Genomic DNA, 19,445 nt, shown 5'->3' with positions numbered 1-19,445 from the left:
CCTACCAGGAGCGGGCAAGGGTCGCCGCCAGGTCGCGGCTCGCCCGCGCGTCGCAGCAAAGATTGCGCCCGCGAAAGACCGAGACGGCGACCAGACCGCGCCTCAAGGCGTCGACATCGCCATCAAGGCCCGATCCGTCGCCCGGATGCGGCGTCGCGGCCTGAAAGCGGGCGCCGTCCGAGGATATCGAATTGGGAATGTTGGCGTTCACAAGAAGTGGCGCTGGCGCGTCAAGCAGAGAGCCAAGCGCCAGAGCCGCGACGCGGGCCGCCAGATCGTATCGCAGCGGTCCGGGGTTGCGCTCGTCGACCGAATGAACATCGTCGAGACTGACGGCGATGGCCGGAAGGCCAAGCCACATGGCGGTGAGGGCCGCGCCGAAGGTTCCCGAATGAATGAGGTCGCGGCCGACGTTCGGTCCCGCATTGACCCCGGCGATCAGGAGGCGCGGTGCCGGGGCGTCCTCGCTCGCGCCGGCAAGCAGGCACCGGGCGACAAAGGCGGGCGCGGCGTCATGGACCTGGCACCTGACCCCGGCCACTTCCGCCAGATCGAAGGGGGCGGCGTCAAGGTCTTCCGGTGCGGCAAAGCCCGTGGCCGTGCCGTTGCTCGGCCAGGAGCGGGTCGTCGCCCCGGCCCGGAGCGGCCAGCCTCCCTTGCGCAGAGCGCCGATCAGTGCGGCGAAGCCCGCTGCGCCAAAGCCGTCGTCGCAGGTCACGGCGATGGGCGCAGCCGTTATGCCCGGTTCTGTCATCCTTGATTCCGCCATGGCGCGGCCCCCTCAAGCACGTTCAGGGTTTCGGCCAGAAAGGCCTCCAGCCGGGAGCGGGTTTCCACGGGCGGTGGCGGCAGGTCGGGCAGGGCGCCGACGAGCGCGTAGAGGTCCCACTTCCGGTGGTAGGGCGCGGTGGCGCTGTCTTCGCAATAAAGCGCGGTGAAACGCTCAGCGGCGTCAAAGCCGAGATCATGCACCAGATTCCAGCGCATGTGGCCGATATCGGCCTGCGGGTCGCCGATGCAGGAGGTGACCCAGTCGACGATGCCGCACAGCGCCTCGCCCTCGAACAGAAGGTTGCCGAAGTGAAAGTCCCTGTGCACCAGTCGGGGGGCGATGCCGCCCTGCCCGAGATCCTCTGGCCAGCGAAAGTAGAGCTCGATGGCGCGGCGCCAGATCTCCGGCCGATGGCTCCAGTCCGGGGCACGGATGGGCAGCGTTCCGGTGATGTAATGCGGTGCATAGCGCGGGAGCGTCGCCCGCTGTTCTTGCGGGATCGGCACCTGATGCAGGCGCCGGGCAACCCGTGCGGCGCAGTCCAGATGCGCCGCTGTAAGATGGCGCGGCGGGATCGTCCGCCCGGGCAGGGCGGTCATGGCGAGCATTGGCGAGGGGGCGGATATCTGCCCGACAAGGCGCGGTGCGGGCAGGCCGCTTGCCGCCGCGAAACTCAGCATCCGGGCTTCCCGCTCGGGCAGGTCGGGTTCTCGCGCAAGCCATTTCCGGTCCCCATGGCGGCGGATCACAAGGGGTGGGTGCTGTGTGGGCTGGTCGGGCCAGTCGGCGCGGAACACATCCGACCCTGAGCCTTGACCGCCGGCCAGGCGGGTCAGGCGGCATGGGGGGCCGCCGGCAAGCCGCGTCACCCAGCGTCGCACCTCCTCCGTGGCGGCCGCGTCAGCACGCATGATGCACGTCGATGAAACGTTGCCGCCAGAGCGTTGCCACGGCCTCGGCAAGCGCGTGCGGGTGTGCCTGTCCGGAGCGCTGCGACCCGCGCGCGCCATTTTCCGCCGGTTCAAGCAGCATGGCGAACAGTGGGGCGGGCAGGGTGGTGCGATACCGCCCGGCCCGGATCAGCGTCACCTGCTCCGTGTCTTCCTTGGCGATCTCCACCCAGGGATCGAGGCGCCAGCGCAGGGCCGCGAGATGATCCTCCGGCGCGCCGGCCTTGCGGACCTCGAAGCCACCGACGAACAGGCAATCCAGTTCGGTGGTGAGAAAGGTGCGCAGTGCATCCCTGGCACTCTGGACGATGGGCTCGTGACTGTTGTTGAAGGAGGTGTTGAGGAGAACCGGGCAGCCGGTCCGCGCCTTGAAGGCGCTGATGAGACTGTAAAGTGCGGGGTTGGACGAAGTCGCCACGGTCTGCAGCCGGGCGCTGCCATCCACATGGGTGACTGCGCCGAGCCGGGCCTGATGAGCCGGGCGGACGCGGCTGACGAAGGTCATGTGGCCCAGGTTCAGCGCTGCATCGGGCATCTCGAACAGCGCTGCCGCGTCTTCCGCCAGTGCCGCCGGGGCGAAGGGGCGAAAGCTTTCCCGCTGCTTGATGGCAAGGTTGATCCGCTGCCAGTTTTCCTTGGGGCGGGGATCGGCGAGAATGGACCGTGCCCCGAGCGCCCGGGGGCCGAACTCCGAACGCCCGGCGGCAAAGCCGATGATCTCCCCTTGCGCCAGGCACTCGGCGGCCCGCTCATCGGGCGCGGCGATGGGGCGTGTCTCGATCAGCGGGCCGAACCGCTCCAGCTCCGCCGCGATCTTCGCATCGCGTTCCAGCTCCGGCCCGAGAAAGGCGCAGTAGGTGGCGCCGGTTGCCGTTGCTGCTGGGCGGGGCGCAGGGCGAGGCGGCGGCGAGACGGCAAGTGCCGCGCCGATTGCCGCGCCCGCGTCATAGGCGGCGGGGTAGGCGAACACCGTGTCGAAGTCTCCGGTGCGGGCAAGGCGCGCGTTCATGACACAGTTCTGGGCAACCCCGCCGGCAAGGCAGAGTGCGCGGGCGTCCGTTCGCCCCACCCAGGGGGCAAGGAGATGTTGAACCGCCCGTTCCAGCAGCGCCTGTGCGGCGGCGGCGAAATCGGCGGTCACCCGGTCCGGCTGCCCCGCGCTGGTGCCGCCAACGCCATGGCGTGCCGCCAGTGCTGTCAACCCGTCCATGTCCAGCTCATAGCCGCCGTCGGCGAGCGGGGTGAACAGCCCCATCATCCCGGTCTGCAATGCCGCCGCATCGCCATAGGGGGCAAGCCCCATGAACTTGTATTCCTCGAAGTCGCGAAACCCGGCCAGCTTGGTCGCCAGGCGAAAGAAATGCCCGAGCGAATAGGCGACGCCATGGTTGGTCAGAAGGCGCAAGGCGTCCCCCCGGGCATCGAAGAGGCTGGAGGACACATCCTCGCCATTGCCGTCGATCACCAGTACGAGCGCGTGATCGAGACCCGAGGCGCGGTAGGCGGAAAGGGCGTGCGCCTTGTGATGGTTGACGAAAAACAGCCGGTCGTCGGGGATTTCCGCCTCGAAGGTCGCCGACAGCCGGTCGCGCAGCAGCTTGCGCACGGGCGGCGGCGCTGGAAGGCCGAGCTTGCGGCAATCGTCCTGCAGGGACCGGTCGTAATAGGCCTCCTCGAAGAAGAAAGCGAAGGCGTCGATTTCCTGCGGGGCAAGGCTGCCAAAGGTGGTGCAGGCACGCAAGGCCTCCACCGGAAAGGCGTTTGTATGCTTTTGCCGTGACAGCCGCTCCTGCTCGACTGCGAACAGCACCTCACCATCAATCGCCAGCGCCGCCGCAGCGTCATGGAAGAACAGCGGCGACAGGCCCGGCGCGACGGCGGGAAAGGCGATGTGATCCGGTCCGCCGCTGAAGCCGATTGCCTTCACCGGAACTGGCCCTTTGCGGCGGTGGCGAACAGGCCGTCCTCATCGGTCGGGCCGACGCGCCGGCGTCCGTCCATCCAGGCGGTCGGCAGGCCGTTGACCGCGCCAAGCCCCTGCCAGATATCGAAGCCGAGCAACGCCCGCTGGGTATCGGACAACCCGGCGAGCAGGTCGCGCCGCAGGGAGCGGCTGAAGTTCTCCTGCTGGCGGATATAGGGCCGGCAGTAATAGGCGAAGATGCCCCGGCGCGGCGTGTCCTGGGTGAGATTGCTGCCGGTCCCGTGCCAGACCCGGCCATCCATGCACACGAGCGCGCCCTGCGGAGCGCAGAGAGGCAGGGTCTCGGCGTCCGGGGCAGGCGGTGTCATGCATTTGTGAGACCCCGGGATGATCCGGGTTGCCCCGTTCCGCTCGGTAAACGGGTCGACCACCCAGATGAAGTTGACCACTTCCGCCCGTGGCCAGGGCAGGGGGATGTAGCCCTGATCCGCGTGGAGATGCTGGGCGGTATTGCCCGGATTGGCGATGTTGGCGGTGATGCTCGACAGCAGGCAGTCCGGATCCAGAACCGCGCGGGCGAGCGCCAGAACAAGCGGGTGCTCGATCAGGTCGAGAAAGGCCTTACCCTTGTTGGCAAGCATGAAGATGCGTTGATTGCCATGGGAGTACCAGCAGGTTTCGTCTGCGCGCTCGCGCGCGGCGACCGCGTCGATCTCCGCCTTGAGCGCGGCGATGGTATCGGGCGGCAACGCTCCTTCGATCACGCAGAAGCCCGTGTCTGCCAGGCGGTCGAGCGCATCGCTCACTGTCTCATCCATGATCATGCACCACCCATTTGTCGTCGAAGACCAGAAAATCGAGCCGCATGGCACGAAAGGCATCGATCGCCGTCGCCGGATCGTCGACGATCGGCTCCCCACGCCGGTTGAACGAGGTGTTGATGAGAAGCCCGGGAGCGCCGGCGCCCTCCATCGCCCGCAGGATCCGGGCGACCGGTTCGCCGTCGTCCTCCACCCGCTGCGGCCGCGCGGTGCCGTCCACGTGAACAACGCCCGGCGCCACCTGCCGGCAGGTCTCGCTGACCGTGGCCGCGCCCACCATGTAGCGATGAAGGTTTGGCGCATCCTGCCAGTAGGCGCCGCAGTCACTGGCAAGAGCGACCGGGCTGAGCGGCCGCCACAATTCGCGGGACTTGCGGCGGTTGACCGCATCGCGCGCCTCAGCGCTTTGGGGGCGGGCGAGGATCGAGCGGTGGCACAGGGCGCGGGGCCCGGCTTCGGAGCGGCCGGTGAAGAGCGCGCCGATGCGCCCGTCCGCGAGGTCCGTGGCAAGGCGCGCGGCGTCAAACGGTGTGCGCGACAGGCCGCTGGCGCGGATCGCGCGGTCGATCTCCGCCTCGCTGGCGCTGCGTCCGAGATAGGGAGAAAGGGGCGCGGCGGCCTTTGGCGGGGCCACGAACCACGCCGCGCCAAGGGCGACACCGGCGTCATGCGGCACCGGCGGCACATAGACAGGCTCGGGCAGCAGGCCGTTGGCGGAGCAGTTCAGCGCCACCCCGCCGGCAAGGCAGAGGCGGGTCTCTCCGGTCAGCGCGCGCGCCCAGTCCGCCAGTTGCCCCATCAGCGTCTCAAGTCCGGACTGCGCCGCCCAGGACAGCGATACCGCATCCGCGCAAGTGTGAAGCTCCGCCACCGGTCGGGAGGATTTGCGAAAGCCTGAGCGTTCGAAGTGACCGTTCCATTCGGCCACCACCGCATCGTATTCGCTGTCGCGCGGCAGGTCGAAGGGCGGCGCGATGCCGTCCTCGCGGATGCGGAACATCGCGCCGGCGGTCTCAGTACCGCGTCCATAGGCGGCAAGTCCCATGGTCTTGCCCGCCTCCAGGAAGCTGAGGCCGATCCAGTTGCTCACCGTATCGTACATGGTGCCGATGGAATGGCTGAACGGCAGCCGCGCCTTGCGCACCGGAAAGGCGCCGCGCTTGGCGTGATAGACGGAGATGGCCTCGTCGTCGCCATTGCCATCGACGATGAGAACGGCGGCGGAAGGCCAGCCCGAGCCGTGGAAGCTGCTAAGCGCATGGGCGGTGTGATGGGGCACGAAAACGAGGTCCGGCCGATTGCGGCAACTGGTGCCCAGGCAGGCATCGAGATAGGCCGCCCAGTCGTCGAAACTCCAGAGCCGCCCGGGAAGCGGCGGGTCGAGCGCATCCCGGTCGCGCCTTGGCCATTGGCGCGGCAGATCCCAGCCGATGGCGACCGTGGCGATGTCTTCCACCCCGATCCCGGCGATGTCGAGGCAGGCCCTGATGGCCCCTGTGGGGTACTGGTGCAGGCCGTGCTTGCGGCGCGAGACCCGCTCTTCCTCCACCAGCGCCAGAACGGTGCCGTCGGGGGCGATCAGCGCCGCGCTCGGGTCGTGCCAGCCAAGGGGAGGCGCATTGAGGCCGAGAATATACATTGCCTGTCAGTCCCCTGATTGCACGGCCGGATGCCGTGCCGGCGAAGAAGGAGGCGCCGTGGCCGCCGCAAGGCCGGGTGTGAGCGCGCCGAGCCAGACATCGGCCAGCCCGTCGGCCACCTGGTCCCAGCCGGGCAGTTCGCGGGCAGCAAGGAGGGAGGCGCGGGCCATGTTGCGGCAAACCTCGGGCGAGGTGAGAAGGGCGGCGGTGAGGGCGGCAAAGGCGGTCGGATTGGCGGTCGCCGCCACCGCCCGCTGCACGTCTTCGCCGAAACCGCGCAGGGAAAGCGGCGTTGCCACGATCGGTAGCCCGGCGCACAGGGCTTCGACGATCTTCATCTTGTGTCCACCGCCAAACCGCAATGGGCTGACGAGGAGCGCGCAGCGGGACGCGACCTCGGAAAAGGTGCCGAAGGGGCTTTCGATCTCCACCCCTTCCGCCAGCGCGGCCCGGTGCCGCAGCCCGGCATCCATTTCCGCCCCGGCAAGGAGGAGCCCGGCACCTGGGTTCATCTGCCGGACGCGCGGCCAGATCTCCTCAAGCAGGTAGCAGCAGGCATCCCGGCTGGGCGCCCATTTGAAATTGGCGACATAGAGCGCCCGGCCGCTTTCCGGTGCCGCCAGCGGCTCAGGCGCGGTTTCTCCGCCATTGACCAGACAGACCGTCGGCACATTCGGCGCCCGCGCCCGCAGGATATCCGCATCCTCGCGGGTAACTGCGATGCACGCGCTGGCCCGGCGCCAGCAGGCAACCTCGATCTCTTCAGCCTGGGAATGCACCCCCGCGCCGGTCTGGCCGTCGCCCTGAACCCGGGTCCGGTCGCGGTCGAGTTCGAATTCAATGTTTTCCTCTTGCAGAACGATGGGCAGGCCGAGGTTCTCGGGAAGGTGCTGCATCAGGAAGTAGCCTTCGCAATGCACCAGGCGGGGGGCGAAGCTGCGGGCCAGCCAGGCGATCACCTCCCGTCCGATTGGAGCCGCATGGGACGAGATGCGTTCGGGCAGGGAAGGTCCGGAGGCAGGGGGGACGGCATCGCCGGCGGCAACCACGGTGGTGGAGGCAAAGGCCAACGGCGACGCCGCCACCGCGCCGGCCTCTTCCGAATAATCCGGTGTGAAAGCGACATAGTGAATGTCGAACCGGGCGACGAGGCGGCGCAGCAACTCATGCTCCCGCCGGGCGCCGCCGGAATCGGGATGCCGGCGCAGCTTGTTGGTGAGGTAGAGCACGGCAGGCCGATCCGGCCTCGGATCGGTGCCGCGCCGAAAGACGGCTTGGGAGGGGCGGAACGGAAACCGGATCTCAGCCATGGGGCTTCTCGACAAGGAAATCTCCCAGCGCCAGCGCATCGATCTCGGTGGACTGAAACAGGCGGATGGTTTCCGCCGGTCGGAGGCAGATCGGCTCCTCCGGGCCGTTGAGCGAGGTGTTGATCGCGATGGGTGTGCCGGTCTTGCGATGAAGATGGGTCAGAAGGTCGTGAAAGCGGGGATTGGCGCTGCGGGTGACCACCTGCGGCCTGGCGGTGCCATCGACATGGGTGACGGCGGGAATGCGGCGGCGCATCTGAGGTCTGACCAGGGCGGAGACAATCATGAACGGGTTGGGCGTTCCGTCGAAATAGGCATCGAACTGCGTGTCCAGAACGCTCGGCGCCAGCGGCCGCCAGACCTCGCGCTGCTTGATCCGGTTGATGCGGGCAAGGGTCGCCCGCCGTGCCGGGTTGCCCAGAAGACTGCGTGCGCCAAGCGCGCGGGGGCCGATTTCCGCCCGTCCCTGATGCCAGGCAACGATACCATCGCGGGCGATCACCTCGGCCGCCGCCTCGCACAGGGCAGGCGCGGCCAGTTCCCGGTAGGGCAGGCCGGAGGCATCGAGCGCCGCGCGGATTTCCGTGCGCGTGCTCTCAAGCCCCCAATAGGCGTGACGCATCTCGCCGGGATGGAAGGAGGTGCCGTAAAGCTCCCGTGCCTTGACCAGCGCCGCGCCATAGGCAACGCCGGAATCTGTCGAGGCCGGCTGCACGAAGAGCCTGTCGCACAGGCCGGAACGGGACAGGACGCCATTGGCCGAGCAATTCAGCGCCACACCGCCGGACAGCGTCAGATCGCGCGAGCCCGCCACGGTGACAGCCCGTTCGGCGAGCGTCAGGATGGCGTCTTCAAGGGCGGCCTGGGCGGAGGCGGCGAAGTCCTGATACGCCATCACCTCTTCCGTCTCCCGCCGGCAATGCGGAAAGACTTGTTCGCCGAAGAACGCCAGAAGGTCGTCTTCCCGGGCGTCGATGCCGGCCCGCCCGGGCGTTCGCGCATTGTGCCGCAGGGTCCAGAGCCGGCCGCTCTGGTTGCGGTCGGCCTCAAGCGGCATTGGCTCGCCGGGGGTGCCGTAGGAGGCAAGTCCCATCAGCTTGCCGGTCTGGAGCCGGGAGAACCCGGCATAGAGCGCGGCGGCTTCATAAAAGAACCCCAGGGACTCCTCCACGCCGTAGGACACGGGAAGCGAGAGGTCGTTCCCCTGACAGACCGCAAGGCTTGTCGAGGCATCCTCGCCCATCGCATCCATGACGAGGCCGGCCGCCCGGTCGAACCCGCTCGGGTAGAAGGCGCTGGCCGCATGGGCGAGATGATGCCGCACGGTGACCGTGGGAGGAGGTGGGGCGCCGTCAAGAAGATCGGCGGGGAGAATGCGCGCGGGCCGGTCGAAGGGCAGCACCTTTCGCCTTTGCTCCGCGTCGAGGCAGAGCCAGCGCGCGAGCGAGTCGTGATCCGATCCTAGGGCAATGCAGTCGAGGTCCGCCGGGCCGATGCCGGCAAACTCCAGACAGGCCCGCAACGCCTCCGCGGGCGGCTCGTCGATCGCGTGCTTGGTGCGGGAGAGCCGCTCTTGTTCGACCCAGACGACAAGTCGGCCTTCGTGAAGCAGCACTGCGGACGCGTCGTGGGCACCATGGTTTATTCCCGCGATCCAGCCCGTCCGTCCTGTTGCCACCTTGGATCCTCATCTAAGACACTATGCACGCGATACTATCAGTGGTTTTCGGTTGTTCAAGTTCGGAAAATCTCTTTTTGATTGAACTGGTGAGACGCTGGGACAATCCGTTTCCGGCGCTGGGCTGCCTCTCGGGCAGATGAGATTGACTTTCAGGATTAGTTGTTTCTTGATTGAATATGTCTTTTTGGTTGTGCGTGGAGGGAATGATGTCCGGAACGAGGGAATACGAGCAGGCCCGCCGGTTGGCCGATGATCTGGTCGACAAGCTGCCGAAGGCGATCGAGGCGTTGTCGGCCATTGCGAACAGCGTCGAGGCCGACGCGAAAGCGGTGCCTGCCGGGATTGAGGCCATGCCCGGCGTGGCCAATCTGGAAACCGAGCCGGCGGCGCTGGGCCTTGAAACCGCCCCGGGGCAGATGGCGGCGCTGGAAACCGGGCCGGTGCCCTCCGTCGGAGCTGTCCGTTCTGCCGAGGCCTTGATGGAGAATATGGAAGGCATCCTGCATTCGGTGGAATCCGGTCCGATTGCCAATGCCCTGCGGGATCTCGCGCTCTCCGCCGAACCGATGGCCCCAACGCTTGAGGGGGCACCGCAGATCGCCGAGAATATCGAGGGCGCGGCTCACGCGCTGGGCGCGCTGGCGCAGTCGTTCGAAACGCTCCCCGCCGCTGGCGCCGAACTGGCCAGGACCCTTGAACAGGTGTCGAGCTATGCCGAGCTGATGGCGGATAGCGTCGAAGGCCGTTGACCCGCGCCTCGCAGGTCTCTGCCGATTCCGGCGCGGTCTCGCCGGAGCGCGTGCCATCCATGAGCGAACGGTTTCAGCCGGTTGAAACCGCGCGCGTCGTGCTATTCGACGCGCCGGCTCTGGCCATGGATCTGGATGTGGATCTGGCAAGGCTGGCGCCACCGGATCGTGCTCGGTTCGCGGAAGCGATGCAGGGCTGGCTGTTGCGGGAAGCCGCGATTGTTTCGCAGGCGCAGCTTGCGCATGACACGGTCAATGCCGCCATCACCGTCGGCGACCGGGAACTTGAGGGTTTCCGGCCGCCGCGCTATGGCCGCGCCTGCTTTCGCCTTGTCGATGATCCGGTGCCCGGCTGGGCGCGGTCGGGCCTGTCGCATCTGGCGGGCGCGAGCGTGGTCGAGCCGCGACCGAACAAGGTCTGGCTCGATATCAAGGGCGTCGGCGTGGGGCCGGGCTGCACGCCGCAGCGCCGTGCCTATTCCAACGGGCTGATGAGCCTGTCCGAGGCCTTCGAGGAGTATCTGTGGTCGCGCCTTGTCGGCGCGGTGTTCCGCCACTGCGAGGCGCCCTGCGCCAGCCTGCCGATCTACGCCATCATCGATCTTGGCTTTGCGATCCTGGACGAAACGGGCGCACGCTTGCCGGCGGCGGTCTGCGTGCGGCGCGGGCATCTGCGCTCCTGGGTCTCGGATCTGCCGATTGCCCGGTCCGAGGAGCAACGCGCTTGTCTGAGCGTGGAGCTGATGCTGCGCCGCTTCGGCCTGACCAGCTCGGCGGATGACCCGATCCGCCTCGACAGGCGGCCCGATGGTGTCTGGCTGAGCGACTGCCCGGGCCTGAAGGCGCCGGCGCAGGTGCCGGAGGCGCTGCTCGCCGGTTTCGAAGGGCGCCGCTTTCCCATCGAGGTGGAGGGGGTGAATATCCAGATTGCCCGGTCGGGACGCAGCAGCGGTCTGGAAGTGGTTGACTTCGGCCATTTCAAGACCCGCAAACGGTTCGAGCGGCCGCTGGTCAGCACGGTGGCGAACTGGCCGGGGGCTTTCGGCGGCGTGATCTGGCCGGAGGATGCAGGCTTTCCGCAGCCTGACCCGCGGCTTGTGCCGGTGGGAGACTGCTGGGGATGGAGCCGGCATCCGGAACGCGGAGAGGTGCGGGGCACCGCGCTTCTGGCCGACCGGCTGGCGGAAAAGGCGCAATCGACGGCAGGGGGCGGCGATGCGTTGAAGGCGGAGGTCGATGCCCTGATCGACCGGGCCGCTTCTGGCTGGAAGGAGGAGGGCGGGCGGTGAAGGCCGGCTTTCAGGACAAGGCCGGGACGTCCCCTGATATCCTGAAAGCCGACATCATCCGTTTGGCGCTGGATCAGAACGCGAAGCCGAGCTTGGCGTTGAGGCTGTGGCTCTGCGCATCACCGGCGATTTGGCCATTGTAGGACAGGCCCAACACCGCGCCGGCCTCAAGGCCGAGGTTCAGCCCGGCTTCGATGATGGCCGCGTCGGTGGCGAGTGGAACCCCGGTCACGGTGAAGGCACTGCCGCCGACAAGTGCGTGGGTTGCGTCGGGGGTGATGTCGCCGAAGGCGTGTTGCCAGCCGCCCATGCCGTGCAGGACGCCGCTCAGGTCGCCAAGGCGAATGTCCCGTCTGGCACGCAGGCCGAGCGTGGTGAAGGTGACATCGCTGGTCTGACGCCCTGCCACCAGCGCTGCCGCGCCGCCCTTTTCGGTATAGCTGCCGGTCGAATGGCTGACATGCGCCAGGCCGATGAACGGATCGAGGGTCGCGGCTTTCGTTTCGACCCGGTAGCCCAATTCACCGAAGGCTTGCGCGGTGCCTGCGTGATACTTGCCTGAAAGCGTGTCGCGGAAGCCGCTGAAGGCAACGGTGCGGGTGGTTCCGATGTCATGCCAGGAGTAGGCCACACCGGCGCTCAGGCCGACCGCGCCCCATTGCCGCCCGCCGTAAAAACCGAGGTGGAAGTTGTCGCTGCTGCCGGAGGAGGCGCGTTCGTCCACCTGGAAAGACGAGTGGCTGTAGCCGGCCATCAGGCCGAGGCGCCAGTCGCCGGCCATCGCATCGGCACCCACGAGCAGGCCGCCGCTGGAGTGCGTGCTGCCGGCCGCGTTGCCGTTGCCGGAAGTGTTGTTCCAGGAGCCGAAGCCGGCGCCCCAGAGCGCCACCGGCGTGGAGCGGTCGGCCTCAGCGGGCGCCGCGACCGCGGCTTCCTCGAAGGCAACGCGCACCCGATTGGTGGCCAGATCGCGGATCAGGCGGCTGTCGGCGATGAAGCCGGTCTTCGCCGAGGCGTGGATCTCGCCGGAGATTGCATCGAAGGCCCGGGGGGCTTCGGTGGTGCTCAGCCCGATGATCGCCTTGACGAGGTCGTTGGTCGGGTCGAGGCTTTCTGCGCCCAGGGCCGCCTGCCGCTGATTGGGCGTGTTGGCGAGGCTGGCGAAATCCGTGTCGTTGCGCACAAGGGTCAGATGAACCGCGTTGGGGTCGTAGGAAAGCGAAGCGTTGAGGAAGGCGAAGTTGTCCGTCACCGTGTCGAAGGTGCCAGTGACGCCGCCGGCGCCGGTCAGGATGGTGTAGGTGGTGCTTGGATCGTAGGTCGATCCGTCATCCAGGCCGTTTTCGGCACGGACATTGACCGTGCCGCCATTGATCGTTACCTGGCCGGTCGCGGCGATCAGGTCGCTGTGTCCGGCGCTGTCGACCTCCACTTCATAGGCCGAGCCGCTCTGGAACGTCAGGTCGCCGGCCACGTTCTGTGTGCCGATGGAATTGCCCGGCCGCAAGATGCCGCCGGAGCCAACGGTGACCGTGCCCACCGTGCCCGAGCCGCCCAGTGCGCCGCCGTTCAGAATATCCAGCGTGCCACCCAGCGCGCCGCTGCCGCCAGCCCCGACGATTAGCGTGCCGCCGGAAACTTCAGTGGTTCCGTTGAAGCCGGAGTTGTCTCCGGTCAGGGTCAGCGTGCCGGCGCCGGTCTTGTGAAACCCGCCGGGGCCGGTGAAGGTGCCCGCCAGCGTGGTGTTGGCACCATTGCCACCAGCCGTCAGCGTGTTGCCCTGAAGGTCGATGCTGGTCCCGGCAAGACCACTCAGGGAGCCGATGGTCTCATCATCCTTGAGTTGCAGCACGCCGCCCTGGAGGACCACGGCGCCGGTGTCGGCGATCGCCTGGCCATTGGCTAGTACCAGCGTGCCGTCTTCAACCACCGTAGCCCCGGTGTAGGTGTTGGCGCCACTCAGCGTCAGCTTGCCGCTGCCTTGCTTGGTCAAGCCGCCGACGCCGTCAAGAACCGCGCCGCTGTAGACCGAAAAGCCCTGGGTGTCGATGAACCCGCCACCGGCGGCAAGGGTGATGTCGCCGGCGTCAAAGGCGGCGAACAGATTGGTCTGATTGTCGGTCAGGCGCAGAATCCCGCCGTCGAAGATGAAGTTTCCGTCGCCGGAGCGTTCGGAAACCTGTTTGGTTTCCAGCACGCCGCGCGCGCCCGGCGTGCCGCCGAGCGTCACCGTGCCGGTGGCGGCGCTGAAGGCGCCGACAAGTGTGGTGTCCGACGACACCCGGGCACCATTGGCGATGGTGAGAGCGCCTTGCCCGGCATTGCCGACGGCGAGTTCGCCAGCGACCTCCCAGCTCGATCCCGAGCCCGTCACCAGGACGGTGCCGGTGCCGGTTCCTTGATCGCCGAGCATGGCGCGGGTGCTACTGACGGTACCTCCGTCCTGAATGGTCAGGGTGCCGCTGCCCATGCGGCCGACCTGCAAATCGCCCGTGACGGTCCAGCGCGACCCGCTGCCGAACACGAATACCTGGCCGAAGCCCGTGCTGGAATAGCCGATGTGGCTGTTCTGGCTCTCGACCAGACCGCCATTCTGGAGGAACAGCGCGCCCGCGCCGAAGCCGCCGACGTTCAGGACGCCGCCGCTGCTCCAGCGCGAGCCGGCATCCGTCACCAGAACAGCGCCGGTTGCTCCCGTGCCCCAGCCGATCTGACCGTTGTAGGCGTCGACGGTGCCACCATTGCGGATAATGAGAGAGGCATTGTCGCCGCCGCTTACTCCGACGAAGACGTGTCCGGAGGCGTGGTCGATACTGCCGCCGTCGACCTCCAGGGTGCCGTCGTACACCGTGGTGCCCCCAGAATAGCCGTTGTCGCCGGTCAGGGTCAGCGTGCCGGACCCTGATTTGAGCAAGCCACCCGGCCCCTGGAGGCCGTGGGAGGTTTTGACCGAATACCCTTGCGTGTCGATATACGCGTTGTTGTAGCCGATCGTGATGTCGCCGGCGTCGAAACCGGCGAACAGATCCGCCTGATCGTCAGTGAGGCGAAGGATACCGCCGTCGAAGTGGAGCGTGCCGCTGCCCGCGCCCACGCTGACCTGACCGGTTTCCAAGGCGCCGCGCTGGGAAACCATGCCTGTCAGCCGAAGTGCGCCATCTCCGCCCGGGTTCGCGCCGAGCACAACCTCGCTGGCGCTGACGACGCCGCCATTCTGGATGTACAATCCGCTGGTCAGGGTCTCGCTGACGGTCAGGCTGCCCGGGATGACCCAGGGACTTGGCCGGGTGCCGGTGCCGCCGCCATCGATGGTTTCATAGGTTCCGTTGATGACCTCCTGAGCCCATCCGGAAGAGGCGGGACACATCAATGCCGCGGCCAACAACGCGGTGCTGGCACGCAGCCGGGTCTTTCTCGCCTCAATCGTCTTCCGTGCGGTGCAGGGTCTCGACGGCATCACTGATTTCATGGGGGACGTCTCTGGCTATTCAAATGATCAAGGGTCCGGAGATCCGCGGATCCGGAGATTGGCCGAACGGTAAAAGTCCGCTATTGGAATAGCCATCTGATTTTTTTATCATTTTGACGGGGAGTTATCATTTGTCATGACGCGCGGTGGCGAGGTGTGCAAAACAGCGGTTCAGGGGGGCGACAAGGCAGAGCGCATGGATCAAGGCGTTGACGCGCCGGAATGGCGCATGGTCGGCGGCAATGCCATTGCCATTCCCGGCGCCCAGGGGCGGGTCGAACGGCTCGTCTTCGACAAGGGCGTTGCCGTCTACCGGTCGGAGATCGAAGCGGTCGCCGATTGCCGCTTCACCGTCCCCAACCAATTGCCGCAGCCCTGGATCGGCTTTTCGGTGCAGCTGGCCGGGTCCGCCGCGCTGAGCACCCTTGGTGGCAAGACCTGCGCCATGGCGGAAGACACCCTGGCGCTGATGCGGGTCGGCCCGTCCGGGTTCGTGCTGGACCTGCCTGCCGGAATGTTGATCCGGCATACCGGCGTGGCGGTGTCCTTGCGTATTCTGAAGCAGCAGCTGAACGGAACCATGCCGCTGCGGCTCGCCCCCTTCATGGAGCGCGGCAAGACGCTGGAGCGGTTCGAGACCTTGCCGTTGCCGGCCAGCGTCAAGACACTGGCGACGGACCTTTTTGGCCCCAGCCTCGACGGGCCTCTGCGGGCGATGACCATCGAGGGGCTGGGCAAGCAACTGTTCAGCCAGGCGCTTCGCGCGTTTTGCGAGCACAATCCGGTCGGGCAGCCCTTCACCGCTTGGGAGCTGATGCGCTTCGACGAGATGCTGGCGCATATCCGCGACCATCTCGACGACACTCTCGCCGGTCGCACCTTCGCCGCCCAGGCGGGGTTGAAGCTGGCGCGGGTGGAGCAGATGTTCAAGGCGCTGCGCGGCGTGAGCCTGGCGGCCTTCGTGCGCAGCGAGCGGCTGCGGGCCGCCCGGCGCCTGTTGCATGAGGAAAAGCTGCCCGTCAGCGAAGTGGCGATCCGGCTCGGCTACCGGCATGTGGCCAATTTCTCACGCGCCTATCGCGCCCAGTTCGGCGAGGCGCCCGCCACCACCTTGCATCGGCCGAGAAACAGGGCGCCGCAACGGCGATAGGTATGCGTGCCGATGGCGCGGGGTCTGGCGCCACCGGTACCTGTGATGCCCGCCTAGAACTCCCGCACGAAATGATCCTCGGACACGGCGTGCATCCGGGTGGCCGGATGGGTCCAGTCGAGGGCGCGCACCGGGCTCATCAGCTCGTCGGTGATCAGGCCGCCGCGCTCGCGCCGCGTCTCCGGATTGGGGATCGGCACGGCGTCGATCAGCTTCCGGGTGTAGGGGTGCTGCGGAGCGCACAGGATCTTGTCTCTGGGGCCGGTCTCGACGATTTCGCCGAGCAGCATCACGGCGATGCGGTGGCTGACCCGCTCCACCACGGCGATGTCATGGCTGATGAACAGATAGGCCAGATCCAGCTCCCGCTGGAGGTCGAGCATCAGGTTCACCACCTGCGCCTTGATCGAGGCATCAAGGGCGGAAACCGATTCATCGGCAACGATCAGGCTGGGGTTGAGGGCAAGGCTGCGGGCGATGCAGATACGCTGGCGCTGGCCGCCGGAAAACTCGTGCGGGAAGCGGAGGGCGTGCTCCTCGTCCAGCCCGACCAGACGCAGAAGCTCGGTGACGCGCTCGCCGATCCGCGCGCTGTCCATCAGCCCATGCACATGCATCGGTTCGGCGATGGCGGCGCCGACCGCCTTGCGCGGGTTGAGCGAGCCGTAAGGGTCCTGAAAGATCATCTGCATCCGCCGGCGTGCCTGACGCAGCTCGGCGTGGCTCGCCGCCATCAGATCCTGCCCCTCGAACCGGATTTCCCCGGCCACCGGTTCGATCAGCCGCAGGATCGAACGGCCGGTGGTCGACTTGCCGCAGCCGGATTCGCCGACCAGCGCCAGGGTCTCGCCGGCGGCGAGCGACAGGGACACATTCTCCACCGCATGGACATTGCCGACCGGGCGGTTCAGGAGCCCGCCGCGTACGGCAAAGCGCGTGGTCAGGTTGCGAACCTCCAGAATGGTCTTGCCACGGTGATCGGCCTCGTTGTCCGGTTCCGGGCCGGTGCCGTTGCTGTCGAGCGTGGGGAAGCGCCGCGGCGTTTGCGTGTCGCCCAGCCCGCCGAGCTTCGGCACGGCGCCGAGCAGCATCCTGGTGTAATTGTGCTTCGGCGCGGCGAAGAGCTCGCGCACCGGCGCTTCCTCGACCTTGTCCCCGCGCAGCATGACCACCACCCGGTCGGAAATCTCGGCGACGACCCCCATGTCATGCGTGATGAACATCACCGCCATGCCGATGTCCTTTTGCAGCTCGCGGATCAACTCCAGGATCTGCGCCTGGATCGTCACGTCGAGCGCGGTGGTCGGCTCGTCGGCGATCAGAAGCTTGGGCTGGCAGGCAAGGGCCATGGCGATCATCGCCCGCTGGCGCATGCCGCCGGAAAAGCTGTGCGGGTATTCGTCGATCCGCCGCCGCGCGTCGGGAATGCGGACAAGGTCGAACAGCCGCAGAACCTCCCGGTCTGCTTCGGCCGCCCCCATGCCGCGATGCCGGCGCAGCACCTCGCCGACCTGAAAGCCGATCTTCAGCACCGGGTTGAGGCTGGTCATCGGCTCCTGAAAGATCATGCCGATATCGCCGCCGCGCACATCGCGCATCGCCGCTTCGTCAAGGCCGAGCAGATCCACCCCATCAAGGGTGATTGCCCCTTCGATCCGGCCGTGGCTCTGCTGCACCAGCCGCATGATCGACAGGGCGGTGACCGATTTGCCGGACCCGGATTCGCCGACGATGGCGACGGTCTCGCCCCGGTCGACGGTGAAGCTGACGTCCCGCACCACCGGAACCCAGTCGCCATCGACCCGGAAGGAGGTGGTCAGATTGTCTACCGAAAGGATGGGATGGGTCATTGTTCCCCCTTCAGCCGGGGATCGACCGCATCGCGCAGGCCATCGCCCAGGAGGTTCAAGGAAAAGACGACGATCAGGATCGCGAGCGAGGGGAAAAGGGCCAGCCAGAAACTGTCGAGAATGTTCTCGAAGCCCTCGCGGATCATGCCGCCCCATGTGGCGGTCGGCGGGTTGACGCCAAGGCCGATGAAGGCGAGCGAGGCCTCCACGCGGATGGCGGTCGCCAGCCACAGCGAGCCCATCACCAAAACCTCCGGTGCGATATTGGGCAGGATGTGTCCGAACATCAGCCGCGGATGCGAGTAGCCAAGCGCATGCCCCGCCTCGATGAACTCGCGGTTCTTGACGGCAATGGTCGGCGCCCGGGCGATCCGCGAAAACGGAGGAATGGCGGTCAGGGCGATGGCGATCACCAGATTGGCGACCGACGGGCCGAGCATGGCAACGACGATCAGACCAAGGATCAGCGACGGGAAGGCGAGCAGCACATCCATCACCTGCATGATGAGCAGATCCGTCCGGCCGCCGAAATAGCCGGCGATCATGCCGATCAACGTGCCGATCACCATGGCCGAGCCAATCGCCATCAGGCCGATGGTGAGCGAGATCCGCGCGCCCCAGAGAATGCGCGAGAGCGTGTCGCGGCCGTAATAATCGGTGCCGAGCCAATGCGCCGCCGAGGGCGCTTTGAGGCGGTTGAGGATGTTCTGGTCGAGCGGGTCATAGGGAGCGATGACCGGCGCCAGCAGGGCGAGCAGCGCGACGATCACGAACACGGCCAGACCGATCCAGGAGGTCTTGTTGGCGTTGAACGCCTTGAACAGGCCTGCGGCGAGGGAAGCGAGTGCGATCCGCAGATAGGCCGACCGCGACAGGCGGGGAGAGTGCGAGGGCGACGTCATGAGTATTTGATCCTCGGGTCGATCAGGCCGTAGGTCAGGTCGGTGACAAGGTTCACCATGACGACGATCAGCGTGTAGATCACCATCATGCCCTGCAGCATGGTGTAGTCGCGCTGGTTGAGCGCGCCGACGATCAGCTTGCCGAGGCCGGGACGGTTGAAGACGATTTCGGTCAGCACCGAATTGCCGATCAGGATGCCGAGGTAGAGGCCGACGACGGTGACCACCGGGATCAGCGCGTTGCGCAAGCAGTGGCGCCAGACGATGATGGCGAAGGCCAGCCCCTTGGCATGGGCGGTGCGCACATAGTCCTGGTTAAGCACCTCCAGCATGGCCGAGCGGGTGACCCGGGTGATGTAGGCGGCCATGATCAGCCCCAGATTGATCGCCGGCAGGGCCAGGTCGCGCAGCCGGTCGGCAAGGCTGCCGCCCTGGCCGGAGCTGATCACTGGGAACCAGCGGAGCTGGATGGAGAAGAACAGCAGCAGCAACACCGCCGAGACGAAGGCGGGGAAGGACAGGCCGAGCAGCGAGCCAATGCGGGCGAGGTAGTCCGGCAGCTTGTTGCGCCGCACCGCCGACCAGACGCCGATGGGAATGCCGACCACGACACCGAGGATCAGCGAGGCGATGGTCAGCTCCAGCGTCGCCGGAAGAACCTTGATGATTTCCTCGATCACCGGCCTGCCCGACACCATGGAGATGCCCCAGTCGCCGACCAGAACCCCGCCGAGAAACTCCACATATTGCTGGTAGAGCGGAACATCCAGCCCCAGCCGGACCCGGAGGGCCTCCAGCGCGGCCTGGCTGGCCTGGTCGCCCAGGATGGCCAGCGCCGGATCGCCGGGCAGTACCCGGACGATGAAGAAGACGATGGTCAGAACGGCAAAGAGCGTGATCGCGGCAAAGCCGAGCCGCTTCAGGATAAATGCTGTCAT

The 19,445-nt window shown here is 67.0% G+C and carries 14 protein-coding genes; 3 read left to right on the top strand and 11 right to left on the bottom strand.

Features of this window, described 5'->3' with window-relative positions; genetic code table 11:
- Nucleotide 1 precedes the first annotated feature (1 nt).
- The 7 genes from IEV83_RS12595 to IEV83_RS12565 are packed head-to-tail and all read right to left on the bottom strand — an operon-like array spanning nucleotide 2 to nucleotide 9,095.
- Nucleotides 2-754 (bottom strand): 5'/3'-nucleotidase SurE, encoded by a 753-nt coding sequence (locus IEV83_RS12595; RefSeq protein WP_181761744.1) that lies wholly within the window; start codon nucleotides 752-754, stop codon nucleotides 2-4.
- Complete coding sequence (locus tag IEV83_RS12590) at nucleotides 751-1,683, bottom strand: phosphotransferase family protein (RefSeq protein WP_181761743.1); 933 nt, start codon at nucleotides 1,681-1,683, stop codon at nucleotides 751-753. Before IEV83_RS12590 ends, IEV83_RS12595 begins: the two co-directional genes overlap by 4 nt.
- On the bottom strand, nucleotides 1,673-3,649 hold the full coding sequence (locus IEV83_RS12585) for a carbamoyltransferase C-terminal domain-containing protein (RefSeq protein ID WP_181761742.1): 1,977 nt from the start codon (nucleotides 3,647-3,649) through the stop codon (nucleotides 1,673-1,675). Before IEV83_RS12585 ends, IEV83_RS12590 begins: the two co-directional genes overlap by 11 nt.
- Entirely contained in the window at nucleotides 3,646-4,464 is an 819-nt protein-coding gene (locus IEV83_RS12580) for a phytanoyl-CoA dioxygenase family protein (protein ID WP_181761741.1), read from the bottom strand. Before IEV83_RS12580 ends, IEV83_RS12585 begins: the two co-directional genes overlap by 4 nt.
- Nucleotides 4,457-6,106, bottom strand: a complete 1,650-nt coding sequence (locus IEV83_RS12575) for a carbamoyltransferase C-terminal domain-containing protein (protein ID WP_181761740.1) — start codon at nucleotides 6,104-6,106, stop codon at nucleotides 4,457-4,459. Before IEV83_RS12575 ends, IEV83_RS12580 begins: the two co-directional genes overlap by 8 nt.
- A 6-nt stretch (nucleotides 6,107-6,112) precedes the next feature.
- Nucleotides 6,113-7,417: a glycosyltransferase gene (locus tag IEV83_RS12570; protein ID WP_181761739.1), complete on the bottom strand. Its 1,305-nt coding sequence runs from the start codon at nucleotides 7,415-7,417 to the stop codon at nucleotides 6,113-6,115.
- Nucleotides 7,410-9,095, bottom strand: a complete 1,686-nt coding sequence (locus IEV83_RS12565; RefSeq protein ID WP_342366170.1) for a carbamoyltransferase family protein — start codon at nucleotides 9,093-9,095, stop codon at nucleotides 7,410-7,412. Before IEV83_RS12565 ends, IEV83_RS12570 begins: the two co-directional genes overlap by 8 nt.
- Before the next feature lie 209 nt (nucleotides 9,096-9,304).
- On the opposite strand from IEV83_RS12565, the gene IEV83_RS12560 reads away from it, so the two are divergent.
- Both IEV83_RS12560 and IEV83_RS12555 read left to right on the top strand, forming a co-directional pair.
- Complete coding sequence (locus IEV83_RS12560) at nucleotides 9,305-9,847, top strand: hypothetical protein (RefSeq protein ID WP_181761737.1); 543 nt, start codon at nucleotides 9,305-9,307, stop codon at nucleotides 9,845-9,847.
- Between the two features lie 59 nt (nucleotides 9,848-9,906).
- Entirely contained in the window at nucleotides 9,907-11,136 is a 1,230-nt protein-coding gene (locus IEV83_RS12555; protein ID WP_181761736.1) for a hypothetical protein, read from the top strand.
- Between the two features lie 73 nt (nucleotides 11,137-11,209).
- Here IEV83_RS12555 and IEV83_RS20365 read toward each other — a convergent pair whose 3' ends face one another.
- Entirely contained in the window at nucleotides 11,210-14,593 is a 3,384-nt protein-coding gene (locus IEV83_RS20365; protein WP_181761735.1) for an autotransporter outer membrane beta-barrel domain-containing protein, read from the bottom strand.
- A gap of 208 nt (nucleotides 14,594-14,801) precedes the next feature.
- Here IEV83_RS20365 and IEV83_RS12545 point away from each other — a divergent pair, with 208 nt between their 5' ends.
- The gene (locus IEV83_RS12545; protein WP_181761734.1) at nucleotides 14,802-15,755 is read left to right on the top strand and encodes a helix-turn-helix transcriptional regulator; all 954 of its coding nucleotides are present in this window, start codon (nucleotides 14,802-14,804) and stop codon (nucleotides 15,753-15,755) included.
- Between the two features lie 53 nt (nucleotides 15,756-15,808).
- Here IEV83_RS12545 and IEV83_RS12540 read toward each other — a convergent pair whose 3' ends face one another.
- Genes IEV83_RS12540 through IEV83_RS12530 form a run of 3 tightly spaced genes read right to left on the bottom strand, consistent with a single transcriptional unit; the run spans nucleotide 15,809 to nucleotide 19,445 of the window.
- A complete protein-coding gene (locus IEV83_RS12540; protein WP_181761733.1) occupies nucleotides 15,809-17,605 on the bottom strand; it encodes an ABC transporter ATP-binding protein in 1,797 nt (598 codons plus the stop codon).
- A complete protein-coding gene (locus tag IEV83_RS12535) occupies nucleotides 17,602-18,507 on the bottom strand; it encodes an ABC transporter permease (RefSeq protein WP_181761732.1) in 906 nt (301 codons plus the stop codon). The genes IEV83_RS12540 and IEV83_RS12535 overlap by 4 nt, the downstream gene beginning before the upstream one ends.
- Nucleotides 18,504-19,445 carry an ABC transporter permease gene (locus IEV83_RS12530; RefSeq protein WP_181761731.1) on the bottom strand — a complete coding sequence of 314 codons (942 nt, stop codon included), beginning with the start codon at nucleotides 19,443-19,445 and terminating at the stop codon, nucleotides 18,504-18,506. The genes IEV83_RS12535 and IEV83_RS12530 overlap by 4 nt, the downstream gene beginning before the upstream one ends.

Origin of the sequence: Stappia taiwanensis (genome assembly GCF_014635285.1) — a bacterium.
GTDB classification, from domain to species: Bacteria; Pseudomonadota; Alphaproteobacteria; order Rhizobiales; family Stappiaceae; genus Stappia; species Stappia taiwanensis.
The sequence above is the reverse complement of the archived record's forward strand: the minus strand, read 5'-3'. Positions and strand labels throughout refer to the sequence as shown.